The 22,590-nt window shown below is 67.9% G+C and carries 21 protein-coding genes; 15 read left to right on the top strand and 6 right to left on the bottom strand.

Going from position 1 to position 22,590, the window contains the following annotated elements; genetic code table 11:
• Positions 1-4: 4 nt before the first annotated feature.
• Genes BM397_RS26125 through BM397_RS26115 form a run of 3 tightly spaced genes read left to right on the top strand, consistent with a single transcriptional unit; the run spans position 5 to position 2,915 of the window.
• Complete coding sequence (locus BM397_RS26125; protein ID WP_092430387.1) at positions 5-1,024, top strand: TRAP transporter substrate-binding protein; 1,020 nt, start codon at positions 5-7, stop codon at positions 1,022-1,024.
• A gap of 45 nt (positions 1,025-1,069) precedes the next feature.
• On the top strand, positions 1,070-1,630 hold the full coding sequence (locus tag BM397_RS26120; protein WP_092430386.1) for a TRAP transporter small permease: 561 nt from the start codon (positions 1,070-1,072) through the stop codon (positions 1,628-1,630).
• Positions 1,623-2,915 (top strand): TRAP transporter large permease, encoded by a 1,293-nt coding sequence (locus BM397_RS26115; RefSeq protein WP_092430384.1) that lies wholly within the window; start codon positions 1,623-1,625, stop codon positions 2,913-2,915. The genes BM397_RS26120 and BM397_RS26115 overlap by 8 nt, the downstream gene beginning before the upstream one ends.
• A 66-nt stretch (positions 2,916-2,981) precedes the next feature.
• Here the strand turns inward: BM397_RS26115 and BM397_RS26110 are convergent, their stop codons facing one another.
• The 4 genes from BM397_RS26110 to BM397_RS26095 all read right to left on the bottom strand — a co-directional run bounded on the left by BM397_RS26110 (position 2,982) and on the right by BM397_RS26095 (position 6,683).
• Entirely contained in the window at positions 2,982-4,484 is a 1,503-nt protein-coding gene (locus BM397_RS26110; protein ID WP_092430382.1) for a tripartite tricarboxylate transporter permease, read from the bottom strand.
• Positions 4,485-4,493: 9 nt separating this feature from the next.
• The gene (locus tag BM397_RS26105) at positions 4,494-4,925 is read right to left on the bottom strand and encodes a tripartite tricarboxylate transporter TctB family protein (protein ID WP_092430380.1); all 432 of its coding nucleotides are present in this window, start codon (positions 4,923-4,925) and stop codon (positions 4,494-4,496) included.
• Entirely contained in the window at positions 4,922-5,899 is a 978-nt protein-coding gene (locus BM397_RS26100; RefSeq protein WP_092430378.1) for a Bug family tripartite tricarboxylate transporter substrate binding protein, read from the bottom strand. Before BM397_RS26100 ends, BM397_RS26105 begins: the two co-directional genes overlap by 4 nt.
• Positions 5,900-5,963: 64 nt before the next feature.
• Positions 5,964-6,683: a GntR family transcriptional regulator gene (locus BM397_RS26095; protein ID WP_245696235.1), complete on the bottom strand. Its 720-nt coding sequence runs from the start codon at positions 6,681-6,683 to the stop codon at positions 5,964-5,966.
• Positions 6,684-6,759: 76 nt separating this feature from the next.
• Between BM397_RS26095 and BM397_RS26090 the strand changes: the two genes are divergently transcribed.
• On the top strand, positions 6,760-7,725 hold the full coding sequence (locus BM397_RS26090; RefSeq protein ID WP_092430376.1) for a hydroxymethylglutaryl-CoA lyase: 966 nt from the start codon (positions 6,760-6,762) through the stop codon (positions 7,723-7,725).
• The gene (locus BM397_RS26085) at positions 7,722-8,900 is read left to right on the top strand and encodes a CaiB/BaiF CoA transferase family protein (protein ID WP_092430374.1); all 1,179 of its coding nucleotides are present in this window, start codon (positions 7,722-7,724) and stop codon (positions 8,898-8,900) included. The genes BM397_RS26090 and BM397_RS26085 overlap by 4 nt, the downstream gene beginning before the upstream one ends.
• Here the strand turns inward: BM397_RS26085 and BM397_RS26080 are convergent.
• Positions 8,884-9,666: a helix-turn-helix transcriptional regulator gene (locus BM397_RS26080; RefSeq protein ID WP_092430372.1), complete on the bottom strand. Its 783-nt coding sequence runs from the start codon at positions 9,664-9,666 to the stop codon at positions 8,884-8,886. The genes BM397_RS26085 and BM397_RS26080 overlap by 17 nt on opposite strands.
• A 110-nt stretch (positions 9,667-9,776) precedes the next feature.
• On the opposite strand from BM397_RS26080, the gene BM397_RS26075 reads away from it, so the two are divergent.
• Positions 9,777-12,929 (top strand): 2Fe-2S iron-sulfur cluster-binding protein, encoded by a 3,153-nt coding sequence (locus BM397_RS26075; RefSeq protein ID WP_092430370.1) that lies wholly within the window; start codon positions 9,777-9,779, stop codon positions 12,927-12,929.
• A 49-nt stretch (positions 12,930-12,978) separates the two neighbouring features.
• On the opposite strand, the gene BM397_RS26070 is transcribed toward BM397_RS26075, so the two are convergent.
• Entirely contained in the window at positions 12,979-13,425 is a 447-nt protein-coding gene (locus tag BM397_RS26070) for a MarR family winged helix-turn-helix transcriptional regulator (RefSeq protein WP_245696234.1), read from the bottom strand.
• A gap of 86 nt (positions 13,426-13,511) precedes the next feature.
• Between BM397_RS26070 and hmgA the strand changes: the two genes are divergently transcribed.
• From hmgA to BM397_RS26025, 9 genes are all read left to right on the top strand, one after another.
• On the top strand, positions 13,512-14,879 hold the full coding sequence (gene hmgA, locus BM397_RS26065) for a homogentisate 1,2-dioxygenase (protein WP_092430366.1): 1,368 nt from the start codon (positions 13,512-13,514) through the stop codon (positions 14,877-14,879).
• Positions 14,880-15,003: 124 nt separating this feature from the next.
• The gene (gene fahA / locus BM397_RS26060; protein ID WP_092430364.1) at positions 15,004-16,245 is read left to right on the top strand and encodes a fumarylacetoacetase; all 1,242 of its coding nucleotides are present in this window, start codon (positions 15,004-15,006) and stop codon (positions 16,243-16,245) included.
• Between the two features lie 11 nt (positions 16,246-16,256).
• Positions 16,257-17,207: an MBL fold metallo-hydrolase gene (locus tag BM397_RS26055; RefSeq protein ID WP_092430362.1), complete on the top strand. Its 951-nt coding sequence runs from the start codon at positions 16,257-16,259 to the stop codon at positions 17,205-17,207.
• 99 nt (positions 17,208-17,306) lie between these two features.
• Entirely contained in the window at positions 17,307-18,920 is a 1,614-nt protein-coding gene (locus BM397_RS26050) for an FAD-dependent oxidoreductase (RefSeq protein WP_092430360.1), read from the top strand.
• Positions 18,920-19,114, top strand: a complete 195-nt coding sequence (locus BM397_RS26045; RefSeq protein WP_245696233.1) for a DUF2783 domain-containing protein — start codon at positions 18,920-18,922, stop codon at positions 19,112-19,114. The genes BM397_RS26050 and BM397_RS26045 overlap by 1 nt, the downstream gene beginning before the upstream one ends.
• Positions 19,107-19,742 carry a maleylacetoacetate isomerase gene (gene maiA / locus BM397_RS26040; RefSeq protein WP_092430358.1) on the top strand — a complete coding sequence of 212 codons (636 nt, stop codon included), beginning with the start codon at positions 19,107-19,109 and terminating at the stop codon, positions 19,740-19,742. Before BM397_RS26045 ends, maiA begins: the two co-directional genes overlap by 8 nt.
• 54 nt (positions 19,743-19,796) lie before the next feature.
• The gene (locus BM397_RS26035; RefSeq protein WP_092430356.1) at positions 19,797-20,837 is read left to right on the top strand and encodes a TRAP transporter substrate-binding protein; all 1,041 of its coding nucleotides are present in this window, start codon (positions 19,797-19,799) and stop codon (positions 20,835-20,837) included.
• Entirely contained in the window at positions 20,834-21,289 is a 456-nt protein-coding gene (locus tag BM397_RS26030) for a TRAP transporter small permease (RefSeq protein ID WP_092430354.1), read from the top strand. Before BM397_RS26035 ends, BM397_RS26030 begins: the two co-directional genes overlap by 4 nt.
• The gene (locus BM397_RS26025) at positions 21,282-22,589 is read left to right on the top strand and encodes a TRAP transporter large permease (RefSeq protein ID WP_092430352.1); all 1,308 of its coding nucleotides are present in this window, start codon (positions 21,282-21,284) and stop codon (positions 22,587-22,589) included. Before BM397_RS26030 ends, BM397_RS26025 begins: the two co-directional genes overlap by 8 nt.
• Position 22,590: the final 1 nt, after the last annotated feature.

The raw sequence follows: 22,590 nt of genomic DNA, 5'->3' as shown, positions 1-22,590 counted from the left end.
GACCATGAAGACCTTTACCATCGGGGCTGCCGCTGCTCTGGCGCTTGGCGCCACCTGCGCGCAGGCGCAGGACGTCACGTTACGGCTCGCGCATTGGCTGCCGCCGCAGCATGCGGTGCCGCAGACCGGCATGCAGGAGTGGATGGACTCGATCACCGAGGCCTCGGGCGGAACGATCACCTTCGAGGTGTTCCCCGCGCAGCAACTTGGCGCGGCGCCAGATCACTACGACATGACCCGCGACGGCATTGCCGACATCGGCTACGTGAACCCCGGCTACACCGCCGGACGCTTCCCGATCTACGAGCTGACGGGCGTGCCTTTCCTGGCCACCGACGGGCCGAACGCCGCCAAGGCGATCCACGAGTGGTACGCGGGCGACTTTGCCGCAAAGGAGATGGGCGACGTCCACTTCTGCCTCGTCAACCCGCACGAGCCGGGCCGCTTCCACGGCAAGTCCGAGATCAAGGTCCCGGCCGACGTGAAAGGGCTGAACGTGCGCCCCGCGCATTCGACCATGGCGCGCTTCGTCGCCTCGCTTGGTGGCGCCTCGGTGCAGGTGCCCGCGCCCGAGGCCCGCGAGGCGCTGGCGCGCGGCACCGCCGACGCGGTGACCTTCCCCTACGAGGCGATGAAGATCTTCAACGTTGCCGAGGAGACGAAGTTTCACAACGACATGCCGCTCTACCTTTCGTCGCAGGTGCTGCTGTTCAACAACGACAGCTACGGCGGTCTGAGCGCCGAGCAGAAGGCGGTGATCGACGAACACTGCACCCCGGAGTGGTCGAAGAAATTCTCGGAAGGCTGGGCCGACTACGACAAGGGCGTGCGCGAGGAAATCCTGAACGACCCCGAGCACACGGTCTACATGCCCAGCGACGAGGAGGTCGCGCTGTGGCGCGAGGCGGCGATGCCGACGCTGGAGGCGTGGAAAGAGGATGTGTCTGCAGCGGGCGGCGACCCCGAGGCGATCCTCGAGGGGCTGCGTGCGGCGCTCGACGCCAATGGCGTGCTCTACAAGTAAGGCAACCGGGGGAGCGCGGGCGCTCCCCCCAACTTGCGAGGCGCCATGACGGGCCAACGTCACACTGCGGCGGACCGGGTGATCCTGTGGGTGGAGAGAACCGCCGCGGTGATGCTCGGGCTGGTCACGCTGCTGATCTTCGTCTCGGCGGTGGGGCGGTATCTCTTTGCCGCGCCGCTGCCGGATTCATTTGACATCTCGCGGCTGACGCTGGCCATCGCGGTGATCTGGGGCTTTGCCTCGCTCGGCTACCGCGGCAGCCACATCAAGGTCGACATACTGGCGCAGGCGGTCTCTCCGGCGCTGCGGCGCTGGCTGGATCTTGTGGCCTGGGCGATCCTGCTGGGCTTCACCGGCCTGCTGGTCTGGAAAATGGGGGCGCGGGTGCTCTCGCAGCTCTCGGGCGGCGAGGTGACCATGGATTTGCGCCTGCCGCACTGGCCCTTCCTTGCCGCGATCCTGCTGGGGTTGATCGCGGCGCTCTTCACCACGGCGCTGCGGCTCTGGCGGATTTGGCGCTTTGGCGAAGGGCTGGAAGGCCACGAGGTGCCCCCCGAGGAAGACGGGCCCGACATGGGCCATCCAAAGGTAGAAAAGAATGAGTGAACGCGACCTGATCGCGGCGGGCGGCTTTGTCATCCTGTTCCTGCTGATGCTGATCCGCGTGCCGATCGGCATCGCCATGGGCATCGTCGGGGTCGGCGGCTTCGGCATGGTGACCGGGCTGAAACCGGCGCTGAACCTGTTGGCCACCTCGCCGCTGCGCACGGTGACCGACTTCAACCTGACGCTGATCCCGTTCTTCGTGCTGATGGGGGTGCTCGCCACCCGCTCGGGCATGAGCCGAGAGCTCTTCCGCGCAGCCAATGCCACGCTCGGCTCGTTCCGCGGCGGGCTGGGGATCGCGACGGTGGGGGCCTGCGCGGGTTTCGCGGCGATCTGCGGCTCGTCGGTGGCGACCGCGGCCACGATGACCGACATCGCCTATCCGGAAATGAAGCGCGCGGGCTACGGCGACGACGTCGCCACCGGGGTGATCGCCGCGGGCGGCACGCTGGGCATCCTCATCCCGCCCTCGGTGGTGCTGGCGGTCTACGGCTACATCACCGAACAGGACATCGGCAGCCTGTTCATCGCGGGCATCGTGCCGGGGCTGCTGGCGGTGCTGATGTACATGCTCACGGTGCGGCTGCGCTACGGCCCGTACCTGCCCGCCGGCGCGCCCTTCGAGCTGCGCGAGGCGCTGCGGGCGCTGCGCGACGTCTGGGCGGTGGCGTTGCTGTTCATCGCGGTGATCCTGTCGATCTACCTCGGCATCGCCACCGCGACCGAGGCGGCGGCGGTGGGCGCGGTGCTGACGGCGGTCATCGGCCTCGCGCGCGGACGGCTGGGAGCAGCCTCGCTGCTCGACTGTCTCGTCGGCGCGCTGCGCACTTCGGTGGCGATCTACACGATCCTGATCGGGGCGATCCTCTTCGGCTACTTTCTCGCGGTGACGCAGGTGCCGCAGAACATGACGCGGATGCTGATCGAGCTGGGGTTGGGGCGCTACGGCACGCTGGTGCTGATCATGGTGCTCTTCGTCGTGCTGGGCTGTTTCCTCGACGCCATGGCGATGATCATCCTGATGGTGCCCATCGTCTTCCCGGTGATCACCCAACTCGGCTTCGATCCGATCTGGTTCGGGATCATCATCGTGATGACCGTGGAGCTGGGGCTGATCACCCCGCCGATCGGCATGAACGTCTTCGTCATCAACAGCATCGCGCGGCACGTGGGCCTCGGCACGATCTTTCGCGGGGTGCTGCCCTTCGTGCTGGTGGATCTCTTGCGGCTGGCGATCCTGATCCTTGTGCCGGGGCTGGTGCTGTTCCTGCCGAACTCGATGTAGCCTCGGGGGCCCGCCTTCGACGAGGGCGCCGGGCGGATCGTGACCGATCCGCCCGGCGCTCCCATCTCAGCCCTCCAGCGGATCGGGCCGCCGACGCATGGCGATGCCGAAGGAGAACATCAGCATCAGCGCGGTGAAGCCGTAGATGACCAGCGCGATGGGACTCTGCAGCAGGATGCCAAAATCCCCTCCGGAGATTGACAGCGCGCGGCGCAGGTTATTCTCCATGTCGGCGCCGAGCAGCAGCCCCAGCACCACCGGCACCAGCGAGATCTCGAGCTTGCGCAGGGCGTAGCCGAGCAGGCCGAAGCCGATCATCACGAAGAGATCGAAGGTCGAATGGCTGATCGAGTAGATGCCGATGAAGCTGACCATCACCACGACGGGCATCAGCAGCCATTGCGGCAGCGACAGCAGGCGGGTGAACAGCCCGACCATCGGCACGTTGAGCAGCAGCAACACCACGTTGGCCAGATAGAGCGCCGCGATGAGACCCCAGACGATGTCCGGCTGGCGCTCGAAGAGCAGCGGGCCGGGCTGGATGTTCAGCGAGACCAGCAGCGCCAGCATCACCGCCGTGGTGCCCGATCCGGGCACACCCAGCGTCAGCATCGGGATCAGCGCGCCGCCCGAGGCAGCGTTGTTGCCCGCTTCCGGCGCCGCGATGCCGCGCGGGTCGCCGGTGCCGAAGGTGCCCTTCTTGTCGCTGATCTGCTTTTCCGTGCTGTAGGAGACGAAGGCACCGAGCGAGGCGCCCGCCCCCGGCAGCACGCCGCAGATGAAGCCGATCACCGAGCCGCGCAGGGCGGCGGGGAAGCCCTCGAAGACCTCGCGTAGCCGGGGCAGGGCGCGGCCGAGCTTGGCCGGTCCCGCGCCCGAGGTGGCGTGGCTCTCGAAATACATGATGATCTCGCTCACCGCGAAGAGGCCGACGATGGCGACGATGGGATCGAACCCGTCGTAGAGGTGGAACGAGCCGAAGGTGAAGCGCGCGGTGCCGGTGCCCGGATCGAGCCCGACGCTGGCCAGCAGCAGCCCGAGCATCGCCGCGAGCAGCGTCTTGAACGGGTTCACCCCGGTGACCCCCCCGATGGTGGCGAAGGCCATGACATAGAGCGCGAAGTAATCCGCCGGGCCGAAGTGGATCGCCGCCTTGGCCAGCAGCGGCGCAAAGAAGGTCAGCCCCAGCGTGGCGAAGGTGGCGCCGGTAAAGGAAGCCACCGCCGAGATGCCGAGCGCCTTGGCCGCCTGGCCCCTGCGGGCCATCGGGTAGCCGTCGAGCGTGGTCATGATCGCGGGCTCGTCGCCGGGGATGTTGAGCATGATCGAACTGATCCGACCGCCGTACATGCAGCCATAGTAGATGCAGGACAGCATGATCAGTGCCGAGCCGGGCTCGAGCTTCATGGCGAAGGCGACGGGGATCAGGATCGCCACGCCGTTGACCGGGCCGAGCCCGGGCAGCGCGCCGATCAGCGTTCCGGCAAAGCAGCCGAAGACCGCCAGCGCGAGGTTGAGCGGCGTCACGGCGACGGCAAAGCCGCCGATGAGGGAGGTCAGGATATCCATGAGGTCTCGTTAGCCGAAGAGCGCGGGAGCGAAGGGCAGTGGCAGCCCCAGCACGGTGTCGAAGATCACGAAGAGCGACAGGCCGACCGCCAGCCCGGTGACCCCCGCCTTCGCGGGGCCGGCACCGAACAGCAGCGCCAGGCAGGCGGTGCCGAGCGTGGTCGACAGCGGGAAGCCCAGCGGTTCGAGCAGCAGCACGTAGCCGACCAGCACGGCGAGCGTGGCGATCTGCCGGGTCATCGCGGGTCGGGACTGGGCCTTGGGATCGGGGTCGGGGCGCAGCATCAGCCCGAGGCTGAGGATGGCCGCCCCTCCGGCGACCATCTGCGGAAACACGGCGGGGCCCAGGGGATCCCCGAAACCCGCCTCGTATCCGCGCGCGACCCAGAAGGCCGAGACCGAGATCATGAAGACCACGGCCCCGACGATGCGGTCGATCATTGGATGACACCGATGCTGCGCGAGATTTCTTCCATCTGCTTGGCCTGGTCGGCGACGTAGGCCTCGAACTCCTCGCCGCCGCGCCAGACGGTGATCAGCCCGTTGCCCTCGGCCGCTTCCTTCCACTCCGGCGTGTCGAAGAGCGACTTCAGCTCGTCGACCCAGGCCTGGTAATCCTCGTCCGAGACATCGCCGCCGGTGTAGAAGCCGCGCCAGTTGTAGCCGGTCACGTCAAAGCCCTGCGACTTGGCGGTGGGCGCGTCGGGGAAGGCCGGGATCGGCTCGTCCGACAGCGCTGCGAGGATCTTGATGTCGCCCGATTCCACGAAGCCTGCGATTTCGCCGAGGTCGGTCGACACCGCGCCGACCTGGCCGCCGAGCATCTGCGTCACGGCGGGGCTGCCGCCGTCGAACTGCACCCAGCGGATCGCCTTGTAGTCATCGCCTTCCATGCCCGCGGCGTCGGCCAGCATCAGCAGGCGGATATGGTCCCAGCCACCCGCGCCCGAGGAGCCCGCCACCGGCACCGAGGTCGGATCGGCCTTGAGCGCGTCGAGCAGGTCGCCGACGGTCTCGTAGTCGGAGTCAGCCGGCACCACGATGACACCCACATCGGTGCCCAGCATGCCGACCCAGCGCATCACGTCGACGCCGCCCGGGTACTTGCCCTGCGCGATCTGCGTCACGCCCACGGTCGAGGTCGCGACCAGCAGGTCGCCTTCGGAGGCGCGCTTGCCCGCGACGTTGGCAAAGGCCACCGCGCCGACACCGCCGGGCATGTTGGTAACCTGCACCGAGCTCTCTTCGAGGCCCAGCTCGGTCAGCAGGCGGCCGACGGTGCGGCAGGTGAAATCCCAGCCGCCACCGGGATCGGCCGGAGCGATGCATTCCGCCGCGCTGGCGGTGACGGCGCTGACGCCGGTCAGACCGGCGGCGAGCATTGCCCCGGTGATGAATTTGCGCATGTAGGACATGGTTCCTCCCTTTTGTCCTGTGGCCCGATGGGCCCCTGTTCCCGGGGTCTCCCTCCCCGGGGCGTCATTGCGTGTCGCCGTCACTCCTCTTGTGGTCGACGACACCGCGCGTGCCGAGAAACCGGCGCGCGCCTTCCACGGCCTCGAGGATCTGGTCACGCACCGCGCGGGTGTGCAACCGGACCTTTCGGGCCGCCTCGTCCGCGTCGCCGGCGGCGACGAGATCGAGGATTTCGGTATGTTCCTGCCAGGCCGCCTCTCGCTGCGCAGCATCGCTGGCCAGCAGCCAGCGCAGGCGCAGCGCCCGCCCCACCACGGTGCGCACCGCGTCGCGCAGGAACGGGTTGCCGGAGAGCGCCGCCAGCTCGACGTGCACGTCGAGCCCCGATGCGAGCCAGTCCTCGACCCGGAAATCGGTGCGCCCGCGGTCGACCGTGGCGCGCAGCGCCGCCAGCGCCTCGGGGCGGGCGCGGACGCAGGCAAGGCGCACCGCTGTGTCCTCCAGCTCCTCGCGGAATTCGAAGAGGTCGCGGATCTCCTGCAGGTCGATGGGGGCGATGACGTAGCCGCCGCGCGGATCGCGGTCGACCAGCCCCTCGGCGGTCAGCGCTGCCAAGGCCGCGCGGATCGGCGTCCGCGACATGCCATAGCGGTCCTGCAGGGCGCGTTCCGAGACAGGTTCGCCGGGCGCAAAGGCCATCGACAGGATATCCTTCCGGATGTCCTGCAACGCGCGCTCCGCCTGCGGCAATGCCGCGTTATCCGCCGCCCTGTCCGTGTTCATGGTCTGGATTGACCCTCCCTGTGCGAGTGGTATACCACGGCGGTAGACCACATCAACAGCTTTTGGAGGAGGGCTTATGACGCAGGTCACGCTGGAGGGATTCCCCGAAAGAGTGCGGATCGTGGACGTGGGCCCCCGCGACGGGCTGCAGGCCTGGCCGGTGCCGGTGTCCACCGACGTGAAGATCGAGATGATCAACGGGCTGATCGCGGCGGGAGTGCCGCAGCTCGAGGTCACCTCCTTCGTCGCGCCGCGCGCCGTGCCCAACATGGCCGATGCCGCCGAGGTCATGGCGGCCATCGACCGCAGCCGCGGTGCCGAGCTGACCGCGCTGGTGCCCAACGCCCGCGGCGCGGCGCGCGCCATCGAGGCCGGGGTGGACGCGATGGTGGTCTTTCTTTCCGCCTCCGAGAGCCACAACCAGGCCAATGTGAACTGCTCCCGGGAGGTCTCGCTGGCCGCCGCGGCCGAGATCGCAAGGATGGGAGAGGAGGCCGGGATTGCCGTCTATGGCGCCATCGCCACCGCCTTCGGCTGCCCCTTCGAGGGCGACGTGCCGGTGACGGACATCCTCGATGTGGCCAAGGCCTACGCGGGCAGCGGCATCACCAAGATCACGCTCGGCGACACCACCGGCATGGCGACGCCGCGGCTGGTGCAGGAGCGCTGCCGGGCGCTGGCCGCCGAGGTGCCGCAGGCCGATGTCGCGCTGCATTTCCACAACACCCGGGGGGTGGGCCTCGCCTGCGCCTATGCCGGGCTCCTCGAGGGGATCACCCGCTACGAGGCCAGCGTCGCCGGGATCGGCGGTTGCCCCTTCGCGCCCGGCGCGACCGGCAATGCCTGCACCGAGGATCTGGTCTACATGCTGCATGAAAGCGGGGTCGAGACCGGCATTGATCTGGACGCGCTGATCGAGGTCGCGCGGCGCACCGAGGCGGCGCTCGGGCAGAAGCTGCCGGGGCAGGTGATGAAGGCCGGTCCGCGCCTGCGGCAGTATCGCCGCGACGAGGTCCGCTCGTCGAGCGGAAGCCGCGCATGAGCGGCACGGAGCTGAAACCGCCGCTCGACGGCATCCGCGTCATCGACCTGACCCGCGTCCTTTCGGGGCCCTTTTGCTCGATGCTGCTCGGCGACATGGGCGCCGAGGTGATCAAGATCGAGAGCCCCGGCGGCGATCCGGTGCGCGGGCAGGGCCACCACAAGAACGGTTTCTCGTGGTATTTCGCCGGCTTCAACCGCAACAAGAAGTCGGTGGTGCTGGACCTCTATTCCGACGAGGGGCGCACCGACCTTGCGCGCTTGCTGGAAACCGCCGACGTGCTGGTCGAGAATTTCCGACCCGGAGTGCTGGGGCGCATGGGCTTTCCGCCCGAGCGGCTCGAAGAGATCAACCCGCGGCTGGTGGTGGCCAGCGTCAACGGCTTTGGCTCGACCGGCCCCTACACCGATCGGCCGGCCTTCGATTTCATCGCGCAGGCGATGAGCGGCTTCATGAGCGTAAATGGCCCCGAAGGCGAGCCGCCGCTGCGCGCGGCGCAGCCGGTGACGGATCTCGTGGCCGGGCTCTACACCGCCTTCGGCATCGTCTCGGCGCTGCACGGGCGCAACCGCGATGGGGTGGGGCAGGCGGTGGAGACCTCGATGGTCAACGGCGTGCTGAGCATGATGGCTTATCTCGCCTCGGAGCATTTCGTCACCGGCGAGAACCCGCAGCGCACCGGCAACGATCACCCGCTGGTGGCGCCCTACGGGCTCTACAATACCGCCGATGGGCAGATCGCGATTTCTCCGTCGAACGACCAGGTGCTGGGGCGGTTGCTGGCCGAGATCGGTCTGCCCGACCTGCTGTCGGATCCGCGTTTCGACAGCAACGACAAACGCTTTGCCCGGCGTGACGAGTTGCACGGCATCCTCGACGCGGCGCTGGCAAGCGATACGCGCGAGAACTGGATTCTCCGGCTCAACCGCGCGGGCGTGCCGACCGGCAAAATCCAGACCCTGAAAGAGGTCTTCGCGGACCCACAGATCCAGGCGCAGGAAATGGCCATCGACGTGCCGCATGGCGACGAGCGGGGCACGGTGCGGATGCTGGGGTTCCCGGTCAAGCTCAGCCGGACCCCCTGTGCGGCGCGACTGCCGGCACCGCGCCTCGGAGAACATACCGAGGAGGTGCTGGCCGCCCTGCGGGAGGGTCAGGTCACCGGCGGTCGCTGAACAGCAGGCGCGTCAGCTGCGTCGTGGTCGCGACCTGCAGACGGCGGTAGGCGCGTCGGCGCAGCGTGCGCACGGTGTTCTGCGAGATGCCGAGGTCGAGCGCCGTACCCTCGACCGATATGCCGCGCGCGGCGAGATCGCAAATCTCGGCCTCGCGCGCGGTGAGACCCGCGAAAGCGCCGACATTGTCCGCCCGCAGCGCGGCGAAGGAGCGCTCCGCCGGCAGCTCCGGTTGGGGGCCGACGATGCGGTGCCGAAGTCCGATCAGCTCGTGTGCCAAAGGCAGGACGTCCCGCAATCGTGCCAGATCCGTGTCCGACAGCCAGCCCGCCTGAACGCCGCGTAGGTAAAAGGACACGAGGCCGCCGCGCCCGATCCGCGAGGCGACCGAGACCCGCTCGATCACCTGGTCGCGGGCGTAGATCGCCGCGCGCGGGTCGTCCGCCGGGGGATGCCAGCGGTCGATCACCAGTGCGCCCTGCGGCGCGCGGCGGATGCGCTCCGAGAAGTCCTGCCGCAGGCTGTCGTGCGAGGCGATCGTGCGGGCGTTGCGGCGGAACCAGTAGTCGCTCATCTCGCCGGACCAGATCGACAGGACCGGCTCCGGCCGCTTCAGGTCCGACACGTAGAAGGCCCCGAAATTCACGATATCCGCCGCGTCGCGGATAGAGGCCAGAAGCGCCGCGCCGAAGCCCGGCTCCGGCACCAGAGCGGTCAGCCTCGCGGTCCGGTCGCGCGGCAGGGGAGAAAAGGCGATGTCATCCATTCGGGTGACAGAATAGGCGTCCCGCTCCGGCTAGATCAAGGCAGTTCGATCCACACGCATGGGGAGGTGCCGTGACTCGACTGTTCTCCGACCGCAACCGCCCGGTCCACATGGGACCGTTTCCGCTCGAAACCCTTGCGCGGGCGGAAACGGCCGACCTCTCCGGCGTGCCGCCGATGCAGCAGGTGCGCTTCGACCGCCCCGACGCGCCGGAAAGCATCGTCAACGCGATGCGCGAGTATCAGGCGATCCTCGACACGATCCGCGGCGGGCTGACCAATCCCGTGGTCTCCGAGATCCCCGGCGATCCGGCCGAGCGCGCCAACCACCTCAAGGCCTTCGGCTACTTCAACGACGCGGCCATGGTCGGCATCTGCCGGCTGGACGGAGCCGCGCTGCTTGAGAAGCCCTTCCTCAATCCCGACATCGACCGTCTGGCCCGGGACATCCAGACCCGCCAGAGCAAGACGCTCGCCTCGGGGATAGACGTCATCATGGCGGACCTGAAGGACAGCATCGCCGCGCCGCCCGCAGCGATCACCGGTCATACGCATGCGATCGTCTATCTCTATGAGAATCCACGCGAACCGGGCGAGGGGGAGGAAGGCTGCGACTGGCTGCAGGATGCGCTGGCGCAGCGCGCCTGCCTGCGCGCATCGGAGACCGCCAACGTCATCGCGAACTACATCCGCCTGCTCGGGCATGACGCCAAGGCGCATTCGGGGGCGGCTTCGGACGTGGACATGAACCGGCTGGCGGTCGCGGCGGGGCTCGCTCAGGTCAGAGAGGGGCGGCTCGTGGCGCCCTTCCTCGGCGAGCGCTTCGGCCTGGGCGTGGTGACCTGCCGCCTCGATCTGGCCTGCGACCTTCCCCTCGCCGCACAGCCCGGCTCGGGCGGGCTGGCGTGGAGGCTGGGCAAGGGGGTGCAGCGCTCGCGTCTGAACGGAAACCCCTACGACCGCCGCCGCTTCGTTGACGGGGCGCATCCTTTCGAGAAACTGAAGCGGGTCGATGCGCCCACGACATTCATCGACGAGGCCCGGGTCGCCCGCGTGCCGAAGCGCGCCGACATGTTCGCCCGTGCCCAGTTCGGCGACATGGGCAAGGCGCTGCAGGAGGGGGCAAAGGGCGGGCACTACGCGCGCAAGGCGGCGCCCTCCTATGCGCAGCGCCGGGCGCTCGGAGCCTTCGTGCTGAGCCAGGACGGCGCGCCGAACCCTGACGGGCCGCGTCCCTCGGATGCCGCGCGCAACGCCGCCAACATCAAGGCCGCGAGCTATTTCCTCGGGGTGGACGCGGTGGGGATCTCGCGCTGCCCCGACTGGGCGTGGTATTCGCACGACGCGCTCGGCACCCCCATCGATCCGCCCCACGATCAGGCGATCAGCATGATCATCGACCAGGGCTTCGAGACGATGGAGGGCGCCAGCGGCGACGACTGGATCAGCGTCGCCCAGTCGATGCGTGCCTACCTCCGTTTCTCGCTGCTGGGCGGGGTCATCGCGCAGCAGATTCGCAACCTCGGCTACAAGGCGAAGGCGCACACGGTGATGGATGGCGAGGTTCTGCAGCCGCCGCTGCTGTTGCTCTCGGGTCTTGGCGAGGTCAGCCGCATCGGCGAGGTGATCCTCAACCCCTATCTCGGGCCGCGGCTCAAGTCTGGCGTGGTGACCACCGACATGCCGCTGGCGCACGACAGGCCCATCGATTTCGGCCTCCAGAGCTTCTGCGAGAGCTGCAACAAATGCGCGCGGGAATGCCCCTCGGGGGCGATCACCGCCGGGCCGAAGCTGATGTTCAATGGCTACGAGATCTGGAAGTCCGACAGTCAGAAATGCGCGACCTACCGCATCACCGCCAAGGGCGGGGCGATGTGCGGGCGCTGCATGAAGACTTGCCCCTGGAACCTCGAGGGACTGTTCGCCGAGCGGCCGTTCCGCTGGGCCGCAATGACCCTGCCGAAGGCGGCCCCGCTGCTGGCCCGACTCGACGACGCCGTGGGCAACGGAGGGCTGAACGAGGTCAAGAAGTGGTGGTGGGACATCGAGCTGGAAGAGGACGGCGCCTATCGTCCCAGCAGGCATCCGGTCAACCGCCGCGATCTGCAACCCGAGCTGAAGCTGCGCTACGAGGACCAGACGCTGGCGGTCTACCCCGCGCCGCTGGCGCCACACCCCTGGCCCTATCCGTTCCCGATGGACCGCGAGAAAGGCATCGAGGCCTATCAGGCGATGGTCACCGCCCGCGAGTACAAGCTGCGGCTCGAACAGGGGCGGACCGACCATTTGCACGAGTATCGCGTCCCCGGGGATGCGCCGGTGATCCGGGTGGAGGTGGCCGAGGCCCAGGCGATGACCGGGGATGTGAGCCGATACGAATTCCGCAGCCTAGACGGTTCGGACCTGCCGGAATGGACGGCCGGGGCGCATCTCGACATCGTGGTCGCGCCGGAGTTCCTGCGGCAATATTCGATGAGCGGCGATCCCGCCGATCGCACGCGCTACCAGATCGCCGTGCTGCGCGAGGACGCGGGGCGGGGCGGCTCGAAGCTGATGCACCGGATCTTCACGCCGGGGCGAAAGATCTTCATCTCGCGGCCGATCAACCACTTCCCCCTGGAGGAGTCTGCGCCGATGTCGCTGCTCATGGGCGGCGGCATCGGGATCACGCCGATGATCGCCTTCGCGCATCGCCTGCATGCCCTCGGCCGGGATTTCGCATTGCACTACTCCTGTTCGCGGCGGGCAGGCGCGGGGTTCCTCGACGATCTTTCGGCGATGCCCTGGGCCGGGAAGGTGCACCTGCATTTTTCCGACGAAGGAACACGCGCGGACCTGGATGCGATCATGGGCCGCTATGCGCAGGGCTGGCACGTCTACACCTGCGGGCCCGAGCGCTACATGCAGGGGGTGATGCAGGCCGCCGAGCGCGCCGGATTCCCCGAGGAGGCGCGGCATCTGGAATATTTCTCGGTCCCCGAGCAGCCCGACTATGAGAACCACCCCTTTGCCCTGCGGCTGAAGGACGGGCGCGTGTTGCAGGTGCCCGAGGATCGCAGCGCCGCGGAGGTCCTGCAGGCGGCGGGGATCCCGATCGACCTCAAGTGCGACGACGGCATCTGCGGGGTGTGCAAGTGCGGGGTCCGGGCGGGGGAGGTCGAGCACCGCGACTTCGTCCTGTCGAAGGCACAAAGAGAGGGCGCGATGATCACCTGCCAGAGCCGCGCCGCGACACCGGGCGGGGTGATCGAGCTGGACCTGTGAGCGCGGGCCGGACTGCGGGGTGCCCCAGCGGGCCCCGCCGCCCGGCAGGTCACGTGCCGTCCAACCGCTTGAGCAGCTCCCGCAATTTTCGCGCGTCGCGTTTTCCGAGGCGCTGCTCGAGCGCGGCCTCGTAGTCCTGCGCCGCGCGGGACAGATGGCGAAAGGCCTCCTGCCCGGGCGGGCGCAGCGACAGCCGTTCGCTGCGCCTGTCGTCCGGACTGGTGATGCGCGAGAGGAATCGCTTCTCCTCCAGCGCACGGACCGCGCGCGAGACCTTTGTCTTGTGGATCGAGGCGCTTTCCGAGATCTCCTTGGCGCTCATGTCGCCGTGGCGGCCCAGGTGGAACAGCACCCGCCATTCGGTCCGAAGCATCCCGTAGCGTTCGCGGTAATTCCTTGAAAACACGTCACTCTGCGCTTCGGCGGCCTGGTTGAGGAGGTAGGGCGTGAAGCTGGAAAGCTCGAAAATATCATCGCTTTCTCGGGTTTGTGCCAATTTCTTCATCACCTCAAGAATCCCTCTTGTTAGTTACAAAAGTAACTAACAACATGTCATCAATACGTCGAGGGAGGACTTCGGAGATGAATGACCTGAGCAAGATCTCGGGCCTGACGCGCGCCGCGGGTATCACCGCGCTGCATGAGGGCTACATGCCCGGTTTCGGCAATGATTTCGAAACCGAGGCGCTGCCGGGCGCGCTGCCCGACGGAATGAACTCGCCCCAGCGTTGCGCCTACGGTCTCTACGGCGAGCAGCTCTCCGGCACCGCCTTCACCGCGCCGAGCCACCAGAACGAGCGCACCTGGTGCTACCGCATTCGCCCGGCGGTGAAGCATGTCGGCCGCTTCGCGAAGATCGACGTGCCCTACTGGCAGTCCGCGCCCAACGTCGATCCGGACGTGATCAGCCTCGGCCAATACCGCTGGGATCCGGTGCCGCATTCGCAGGAGAGCCTGACTTGGCTGACCGGCATGCGCACCATGACCACGGCGGGCGACGTCTACACGCAGGTCGGCATGGCCAGCCACATCTACCTCGTCACCGCCTCGATGGAAGACGAGTACTTCTTCTCCGCCGACAGCGAGCTCTTGGTGGTGCCGCAGGAGGGCCGGCTGCGCTTCTGCACCGAGCTCGGGGTGATCGACCTCGAACCGAAGGAGATCGCCATCCTGCCGCGCGGCCTCGTGTACCGGGTTGAACTGATCGACGGGCCGGCGCGCGGCTTCGTCTGCGAGAACTACGGCCAGAAGTTCGACCTGCCGGGGCGCGGTCCGATCGGTGCGAACTGCATGGCCAACCGCCGCGACTTCAAGACGCCGGTCGCCGCCTTCGAGGACCGTGACGCCAAGAGCCGGGTGGTGATCAAGTGGCAGGGCCAGTTCCATGAGACCTGGATCGGGCATTCACCGCTCGACGTGGTGGCATGGCACGGCAACTACGCGCCGGTGAAATACGACCTGCGCACCTATTGCCCGGTCGGTGCGATCCTCTTCGATCACCCCGACCCGTCGATCTTCACCGTGCTGACCGCGCCCTCGGGCGTCGAGGGCACCGCAAACATCGACTTCGTGCTGTTCCGCGAGCGCTGGATGGTGGCCGAGAACACCTTCCGCCCGCCGTGGTACCACAAGAACGTCATGTCCGAGCTGATGGGCAACATCTACGGCGAGTATGACGCCAAACCGCAGGGCTTCGTGCCGGGGGGCATGAGCCTCCACAACATGATGCTGCCGCACGGCCCGGACAACGAGGCCTTCGAGAAGGCCAGCTTCGGCGAGCTGAAGCCGGGCAAGCTCGACAACACGATGAGCTTCATGTTCGAGACCCGCTTCCCGCAGCACCTGACGCGCTTTGCCGCGGCGGAGGCGCCGCTGCAGGACGATTACATCGACTGCTGGGACAGCCTGAAGAAGCGCTTCGACGGCACGCCGGAGGGCAATTGGGACTGAGCTGCCGCTTGCAAGGGGGAGGGGGCGCTGCCCCCTCTTGGCCTGCGGCCAATTCACCCCCGGCGTATTTGAAAAGAGAAGAAGGGGCGGGCGGCCCCAAGAGAACGCGCCCGGAAGGACGAGAATGAGCTTGATGACGAGCTGGGTCGACGGGGCGAACGAGCCCGGCTGCGACTTCCCGCTGAACAACCTGCCCTACGGGGTCTTCGATGATGGGCAAGGCGCGCGCATGGGCGTGGCGATCGGGGACTTTGTGCTCGACGTGGGCGCGGTGGAGCACGGGCTGGACCCGGCGCTTTTCGCCGCGCCGTCGTGGAACGCGGTGATGGCGGCGGGGCCAGAAGTCTGGGCGGCGCTGCGCGCGCGGCTGACCGAACTGCTGGGCGACGAGACGAATCGCGCCGCCGTGGAGCCACATCTGGTGCCGCTGGCGGGGGTTTCACTGCTGATGCCCTTCTCGGTCAGCGAGTACACCGATTTCTACGCCGCCAAGAACCACGCGTTCAACGTCGGTACCATGTTCCGGGGGCCGGAGAACGCGCTGCCGCCGAACTGGCTGTCGATCCCCATCGGCTACAACGGCCGGGCGTCTTCGGTGGTGGTCTCTGGCACGGAGGTCATCCGCCCCTGGGGGCAGCTGAAGCTGCCGGACGCCGATCTGCCTGTGTTTGAGCCCTGCCGCCGCTTCGATCTGGAGCTGGAGATGGGCGCTATCGTAGGCACGCCGTCGCAGGGCATGGTCTCGGTGGCGCAGGCGGACGAGATGATCTTCGGCTACGTGCTGCTCAACGACTGGTCGGCGCGCGACATCCAGGCTTGGGAGTACCAGCCGCTCGGCCCGTTCCAGTCGAAGGCCACCGCCACCACGATCAGCCCCTGGATCGTCACCGCCGCAGCGCTGGCGCCGTTCCGCACCTCGACACCCGAGCGCGAGCGCGAGCTGCTGCCCTACCTGCGCGAGCCGGGGCCGATGCTCTACGACATCGACCTCGAGGTGGCGCTGGCCCCGGAGGGGGGCGAGGAGTCGGTGATCGCCCGCACCAACTATGCCGAGATGTACTACTCGGCGGCGCAGCAGCTCTGCCATCACACCACCAGCGGCTGCGCCATGCGCACGGGCGACCTGCTGGGCTCGGGGACAATCTCGGGCGCGACGCCCGGCAGCCGCGGCTCGCTCTTGGAGATGAGCTGGGGCGGCAAGGAGCCGGTCGAGCTTCCCGGCGGCGCGACGCGCAGCTTCCTCGAGGACGGCGACACTCTGACCCTGCGCGGCGCGGCGCAGGGCGACGGCTATCGCATCGGCTTCGGCGCCTGCACGGGCAAGGTTCTGCCCGCCGTGCCGCAGCCCAGTTGGACCAAGGACTGAAGGAGGCTCTCATGGCCAAGGCATTCGCGTCGCAAGGCGACATGGAAGAAAAGAAGATCAGCTTCACGCAGGTGGGCGAGGGGCTCTATGCCTTCACCGCCGAGGGTGACCCCAACACCGGCGTCATCATCGGCGACGAGAGCGTGATGATCGTCGAGGCGCAGGCCACCCCGCGGCTGGCGCGCAAGGTCATCGAGTGCGTGCGCTCTGTCACCGACAAGCCGATCAGCCACCTGGTGCTGACGCATTATCATGCGGTTCGGGTGCTCGGCGCCTCGGCCTATGGCGCGCGCGAGATCATCATGTCCGATACCGCCGCCGCCATGGTGGAAGAGCGCGGGCAGGAAGATTGGGACAGCGAGTTCGGCCGTTTCCCGCGGCTGTTCCAGGGGCATGAGGAAATCCCCGGTCTGACCCGTCCGACCACCACCTTCAGCGACCGGATGACCGTCTATCTCGGCAAGCGCCGGGTCGACATCATGCATCTCGGCCGCGCCCATACCGCCGGCGACGCGGTGATCTGGGTGCCTGACCAGGAGGTGATGTTCACCGGCGACATCGTCGAGTTCCACTCGGCCTGCTACTGCGGCGACGGTCATTTCGCCGACTGGCCCGATACGCTGGCCAATATCGCCGCCTTCGAGCCCAAGGCCATCGCGCCGGGCCGGGGCGATGCGCTGGTGGGCGAGGCGCAGGTGATGCAGGCGCTGGAGAACACCGCCGATTTCGTGCGCTCGACCTACAAGCCCGTCGCCCGTGTCGTGGCCCGAGGCGGCACGCTCAAGGAGGCCTGGGACGCGGTGCGCGCCGAGTGCGATCCGAAGTTCGCCGATTACGCCATCTACGAACATTGCCTGCCGTTCAACGTCGGCCGTGCCTACGACGAGGCCCGCGGCATCGACACCCCCCGCGTCTGGACCGCCGAGCGCGATCAGCAGATGTGGGCCGACCTGCAGGGCTGAGCGCCCGTCGGCGCGGGGTGCCGCGCCGGACACGATACGAGACGATCCGCGTGCGGCCCGGCGGAGGAGCCGGACCGCACGCATGAGGGAGGAGAGACCATGCCAGCATACAGCTACGCCCCGCAGCCCTTCGTGCGCCCGCCCGAGCTTGACGGCGGCACCACCGGCGCGCCGGTGGCCATCGTCGGGGCGGGCCCCATCGGGCTGGCGATGGCGATCGATCTGGCGCTGCAGGGCATCCGCTCGGTGGTGCTTGATGACAACAACGTCGTCTCGGTCGGCAGCCGGGCGATCTGCTGGGCCAAGCGCACGCTCGAGATCTTCGACCGGCTGGGCGTCGGCGAGCGCATGCTGGAAAAGGGCGTGACCTGGAAGGTGGGGCGGCTGTTCCACGGCGACGAGGAAGTCTACAGCTTTGATCTGCTGCCCGAGGACGGCCACAAATACCCGGCCTTCATCAACCTCCAGCAATACTACGTCGAGCAATATCTGCTCGAGCGGGCTCGCGAATTTCCCGAGCTGATCGACATCCGCTTTTTGTCGAAGGTGGTGGACCATGCGGCGTGCGTGGATGGGGTGAGGCTGACCGTCGAGACCCCCGAGGGCACCTACGAGCTGGCAGCGGACTGGCTGCTGGCCTGCGACGGGGCGAAATCGGCGACGCGCGAGCGCATGGGGCTCGACTTCTCCGGCCAGACCTTCGAGGAGCAGTTTCTCATCGCCGATATCGAGATGGACGAGAGCCCCTTCGGCGATCACGGCATCGCCGAGCGCTGGTTCTGGTTCGATCCGACCTTCCATCCCGGCAAGTCGGCACTGCTGCACGCGCAGCCCGACAATATCTACCGCATCGACCTGCAGCTCGACCTCGGCGCGGATGCCAAGGTGGAAGCCAGCGAGGCGATGGTCATCCCGCGCATCAGGGCGATCGTCGGGGACAAGCCGTTCCGGCTCGACTGGCTGTCGGTCTACAAGTTCCGTTGCATCAAGCTCGACCGCTTCGTGCATGGCCGCGTGGCGTTTGTCGGCGACAGCGCCCACGTCGTCAGTCCTTTCGGCGCGCGCGGCGGCAATGGCGGCATCCAGGACGTCGACAACCTCGGCTGGAAGCTGGCCGCGGTGCTGAAGGGCGAGGCCGACGAGGCGCTGATCGAGAGCTACCACGAGGAGCGCTCGCACGGCTCGGCGGAGAACATCCTCAACTCCGCCCGCTCGACCAACTTCATGACGCCGAAGACCGAGATCGAGGCGCTGTTCCGCCGCGAGACGCTGCGCATGGCCCACGACCAGCCCTTTGCGCGGCGGCTGATCAACTCGGGGCGGCTGTCCGTGCCCTGCTCGCTGGAGGGGTTTGCGCTGCAGACACCCGGGGAGGGGCTGGTGCGCCCGGGCCAGCCGATGGTGGATGCGCCGCTGGGCAATGGCTGGTTGCTGCCGCTTGTTCAGGGCGACTTCACGCTGGTCGGCTTCGGCGAGATCGAGCTGCCGGATGGGGGCGTGCGGCGTATCGGGATTGGGCAGTCCGGCAAGGGCTACCCCACCCACGACGACCGCGCGGGATATGCGCTGCAGCGCTACGGCACGGGAGTTGCCTACCTCGTGCGGCCCGACGGCCACGCGGCGGCGGTGTTCCACGGCGAGGTCAACGAGCCCGCACTGAAGGAGGCGCTGGCCCGCGCCATGGGCCGCAGCTGCGAAAGGGAGATGGCGTGATGCGTCAGGTGTACGACATGGGGCTGGGTTCCCGCGGCGACGAGGCCTACGAGGCGCTGATGGTGGCGCACGAGGGACTGGACGAGGCGCAGAGCCACGCGCTCAACGTTAGGATCGTGCTGCTGCTCGCCAACCGTTTCGGCGACGTGGACGAGCTGAAGACGATCCTCGCGACGGCCCGCTCCTATGCCTGAGGCGGTGCTCTACGACTACTGGCGCTCGACCGCGAGTTGGCGGGTGCGGATCGCGCTCAACCTCGCGGGGCTCGACTGGCAGAGCCGGCCGGTCGACTTGCTCGCCGGGGATCAGCGCGGTGCGGAGCATCTGGCGCTGAATCCTCAAGGCCTCGTGCCGGTGCTGGACATCGACGGGCTGCGGCTGACGCAGAGCCTTGCCATCCTCGACTTCCTCGAGGAGACCGGGCGCGTCTCGCTGCGCCCCTCCGACCCGGCACAGGCCGCGCGGATGCGGGCCATCGCGCAGGCCATCGCCTGCGACCTGCATCCGGTCTGCAACTTGCGCGTCGCGGCCCATGCCGCCGCGCTGACCGGGCTGGAAGACACCCGCGGCGACTGGATGCGCCACTTCATCCGTCCCGGGCTGGAGGCAGTGGAGGCGCTGCTCGACGAGACCGGCCCCTACTGCATCGGGGCGGAGCTGACACAGGCCGACCTGTGCCTGATCCCGCAACTCTACAACGCCGCGCGCTGGGGCGTGGAGACCGCTGACCTGCCGCGCATCACCCGCGTCGCGCGGGCTTGCGCAGGGTTCGACGCCTTCCGCCGGGCCGAACCCGAGGCGATGCAGCCCGCAACCATCTGAGATTTCACCGGGTCCGGGCGGAGGAGCCCGTGGCCCCGCAAGGGAGGATCCCCCATGACGTTCCAAACGACGCTCAAGAAAACGGGTCTCGCGGCCCTCGCCCTGCTGGCACTGTCCGGCGTGGCGCAGGCCAAGGACGTGCAGCTGGCGCTGTCGAGCTGGCTGCCGCCGCGCCATCCGATCGTGGTCAAAGCGATCAAGCCTTGGGCCGAGAAGGTAGAAGAGGTAACCGAAGGCCGCGTCTCGGTGCGCGTGCTGGGCAAGCCGCTGGGCAGCCCGCCGGCGCATTTCGACATGGCCCGTGACGGCGTGGCTGACATAACCTACGGGCTGCACAGTTTCACCCAGGACGACCGCTTTGGCGGCTCGCAGCTGGGGCAGTTCTCCTTCCTCGGCGATGACGCGGTTGCCGCCTCCAAGGCGTTCTGGACCGTCTACACCGAGGATCTGAACGCGCGCGAGGAACACGCCGGCACCCACCTGCTCGGCCTCTTCATGCACGGGCCGGGGCTGCTGCACAACAACCTGCGCAAGATCGAGACCCCTGCCGACCTTGAAGGCATGAAGATCCGCGTGCCCGGCGGTTATATCGCGGGCCTGACCGAAGACTTGGGCGCGACGCCGCTCTTCATGTCCTCGCCCGAGGTCTACGAGAAGCTCTCGCGCGGGGTGATCGACGGGGTGGCCTTCACCTACGAGGCGCTCACGGCGTTCAAGCTGACGGATGACATCAAGTACTCGATGACCGTGCCGGGTGGGCTCTACAACACCAGCTGGTTTTTGGTGATGGACGAGGACAAATGGGACGAGATCTCGCCCGAGGACCAGCAGGCGATCGACGCGATCTCCGGCGAGGCCTTTGCCGAGTTGGTGGGGCAGGCCTGGAACGACGCCGACGATGCCGCGAAGGAGAAGATCGACGCGGCGGGGATCGAGCTCTACGCCGCCTCTGCGCCGGTTCTCGATGCGGTGAAGACCGCCGCCGCGCAGCACGAAAAGGCCTGGGCGGAAAGCCTGCCCGAGGGCGAGGACGGCACCGCGGCGCTGGCGCGCTTCCGCGAGATGACCGGCGTCGACATGTCGGCGGCGCAATGATCGCCAAGCGGTTCGAAACGATCCTCCTGGGGCTGGCGGCAACCTTGCTGCTGGCCCTGATGGCGGTGACCGGGATCGACGTGGTGGGCCGCTACCTGCTCAACGCGCCGCTCTCGGGTGCCTTCGAGATGACCGAGCTGATGCTCGGCGCGCTGGTCTTCGTGGCGCTGCCGCTGGTCAGCCGTGCCGGGGCGCATGTGGAGGTCGATCTGCTGGTCGGCGCGCTGCCCCGCGCGGTGCAGAGGGCGCTCGGCCTCTTCGCCGCAACGGTCTCGGCGCTCGTGCTGTGCTGGTTTGCCTGGACCCTCTTCGGCCTGATGCTCGATCAGTGGCACGAGGGCGCGCGCTCGGTTTCGCTGGGCGTGCCGCTCGCCCCCTTTGCCGCGCTGGGGGGCGTCGCCTGCCTCGCCTCGGCGCTTTTCGGACTGCTGCGAGAATTCTCCCATGACTGAATCGATCATCGCCATCGTCATCCTGTTGGCGCTGGTCTTCGCCCGCGTGCCCATCGCCTTTGCCATGGCGCTGGTCGGCGGCGTCGGCTTTGCCTGGCTGCGCGGCTGGGAGCCCGCAGGGGCGATGGTCGGCGCCGCGGTCTTCGAGACCGGGCTGAGCTACTCGCTCTCGGTGGTGCCTCTGTTCATCTTCATGGGCAACGTGCTGGCCGGCTCGGGCATCGCGCAGGGGCTGTTTGCCGGGGCCGACCGGGTGTTCGGCCGGATGCGCGGCGGGCTGGCGCTGGCGGCGGTGCTCTCCTGCGGCGGCTTCTCGGCGGTCTCGGGCTCGTCGCTGGCGACCGCCGCCACCATGAGCCGCGTTGCCATGCCGCCCATGCGCCGCTTCGGCTATGCCGACAGCCTCGCGGCGGGCTCGATCGCCGCGGGGGGCACGCTGGGTATCCTCATCCCGCCCTCGGTGATCATGATCATCTACGGGCTGCTGACCGAGAGCGACATCGGCAAGCTCTTCATCGCGGGGCTGCTGCCGGGGGCGATTGGCATCGTCTTCTACCTGATCGCGGTGATGGTCGCGGTGCGCCTCGATCCCTCGCTGGCACCCGAGGCCGGCAGCTCGCAGCCGATGAGCCGTCGCGACAAGATGGGGGTCGCGGGCACGCTGGGCCTGTTTCTCTTTATCATGGTCGGCATCTACGGCGGCTTCTTCACCCCGATCGAGGCCGCGGGCATGGGGGCCATCGCCTCGCTTGGCCTCGCGCTGGCGATGCGGGCGCTCGACTGGAAAGGCTTCGTCTCGGCCTGTCGCGAGACGGTGCTGGCCTCGGCAATGATCTTCGCGATCATCATCGGCGCAGAGATCTTCTCGGCCTTCGTCAACTTCGCCGGGTTGCCCGACGCGCTTGTCGACTTGATCTACGATGCCGAGGTCAGCCCCTGGACGGTGATCTGGATCATGGTGGGCATCTACCTGCTGATGGGCTGCGTCTTCGAAAGCCTGTCGATGATCCTGCTCACGGTCCCGGTGTTCTACCCGATCGTCGCGCAGCTCGATTTTGGCACCGGCCCGCTCGCCGACCCCGAGGCGCTGCTGATCTGGTTCGCCGTGGTCGTCGTGGTGGTCACCGAGGTGAGCCTGATCACCCCGCCGGTGGGGATGAACGTCTTCGTGCTGCGCTCGGTGATGCCGGACATCGCGCTCTCGACCATCTTCCGAGGCATCATCCCGTTCTGGCTCGCGGATCTCGTGCGGCTGGCGCTGCTGGTGCTGGTGCCGTGGATTTCGCTATGTCTGCTGTGAC

Origin of the sequence: Alloyangia pacifica, assembly GCF_900116195.1 — a bacterium.
Taxonomy (GTDB): Bacteria; Pseudomonadota; Alphaproteobacteria; order Rhodobacterales; family Rhodobacteraceae; genus Salipiger; species Salipiger pacificus.
The sequence above is the reverse complement of the archived record's forward strand: the minus strand, read 5'-3'. Positions and strand labels throughout refer to the sequence as shown.

Excerpts from the sequence above, each read along its gene's own strand:
- BM397_RS26115 (WP_092430384.1), top strand. The coding sequence starts at position 1,623 with ATGAGTGAACGCGACCTGATCGCGGCGGGCGGCTTTGTCATCCTGTTC.
- BM397_RS26120 (WP_092430386.1), top strand. The coding sequence starts at position 1,070 with ATGACGGGCCAACGTCACACTGCGGCGGACCGGGTGATCCTGTGGGTG.
- BM397_RS26110 (WP_092430382.1), bottom strand. The coding sequence starts at position 4,484 with ATGGATATCCTGACCTCCCTCATCGGCGGCTTTGCCGTCGCCGTGACG.
- BM397_RS26025 (WP_092430352.1), top strand. The coding sequence starts at position 21,282 with ATGACTGAATCGATCATCGCCATCGTCATCCTGTTGGCGCTGGTCTTC.
- fahA (WP_092430364.1), top strand. The coding sequence starts at position 15,004 with ATGAGCTTGATGACGAGCTGGGTCGACGGGGCGAACGAGCCCGGCTGC.
- BM397_RS26035 (WP_092430356.1), top strand. The coding sequence starts at position 19,797 with ATGACGTTCCAAACGACGCTCAAGAAAACGGGTCTCGCGGCCCTCGCC.
- BM397_RS26080 (WP_092430372.1), bottom strand. The coding sequence starts at position 9,666 with ATGGATGACATCGCCTTTTCTCCCCTGCCGCGCGACCGGACCGCGAGG.
- BM397_RS26050 (WP_092430360.1), top strand. The coding sequence starts at position 17,307 with ATGCCAGCATACAGCTACGCCCCGCAGCCCTTCGTGCGCCCGCCCGAG.
- BM397_RS26055 (WP_092430362.1), top strand. The coding sequence starts at position 16,257 with ATGGCCAAGGCATTCGCGTCGCAAGGCGACATGGAAGAAAAGAAGATC.
- BM397_RS26095 (WP_245696235.1), bottom strand. The coding sequence starts at position 6,683 with ATGAACACGGACAGGGCGGCGGATAACGCGGCATTGCCGCAGGCGGAG.
- BM397_RS26045 (WP_245696233.1), top strand. The coding sequence starts at position 18,920 with ATGCGTCAGGTGTACGACATGGGGCTGGGTTCCCGCGGCGACGAGGCC.
- BM397_RS26085 (WP_092430374.1), top strand. The coding sequence starts at position 7,722 with ATGAGCGGCACGGAGCTGAAACCGCCGCTCGACGGCATCCGCGTCATC.
- BM397_RS26030 (WP_092430354.1), top strand. The coding sequence starts at position 20,834 with ATGATCGCCAAGCGGTTCGAAACGATCCTCCTGGGGCTGGCGGCAACC.
- BM397_RS26075 (WP_092430370.1), top strand. The coding sequence starts at position 9,777 with ATGGGACCGTTTCCGCTCGAAACCCTTGCGCGGGCGGAAACGGCCGAC.
- BM397_RS26100 (WP_092430378.1), bottom strand. The coding sequence starts at position 5,899 with ATGTCCTACATGCGCAAATTCATCACCGGGGCAATGCTCGCCGCCGGT.
- BM397_RS26105 (WP_092430380.1), bottom strand. The coding sequence starts at position 4,925 with ATGATCGACCGCATCGTCGGGGCCGTGGTCTTCATGATCTCGGTCTCG.
- BM397_RS26090 (WP_092430376.1), top strand. The coding sequence starts at position 6,760 with ATGACGCAGGTCACGCTGGAGGGATTCCCCGAAAGAGTGCGGATCGTG.
- maiA (WP_092430358.1), top strand. The coding sequence starts at position 19,107 with ATGCCTGAGGCGGTGCTCTACGACTACTGGCGCTCGACCGCGAGTTGG.
- BM397_RS26125 (WP_092430387.1), top strand. The coding sequence starts at position 5 with ATGAAGACCTTTACCATCGGGGCTGCCGCTGCTCTGGCGCTTGGCGCC.
- hmgA (WP_092430366.1), top strand. The coding sequence starts at position 13,512 with ATGAATGACCTGAGCAAGATCTCGGGCCTGACGCGCGCCGCGGGTATC.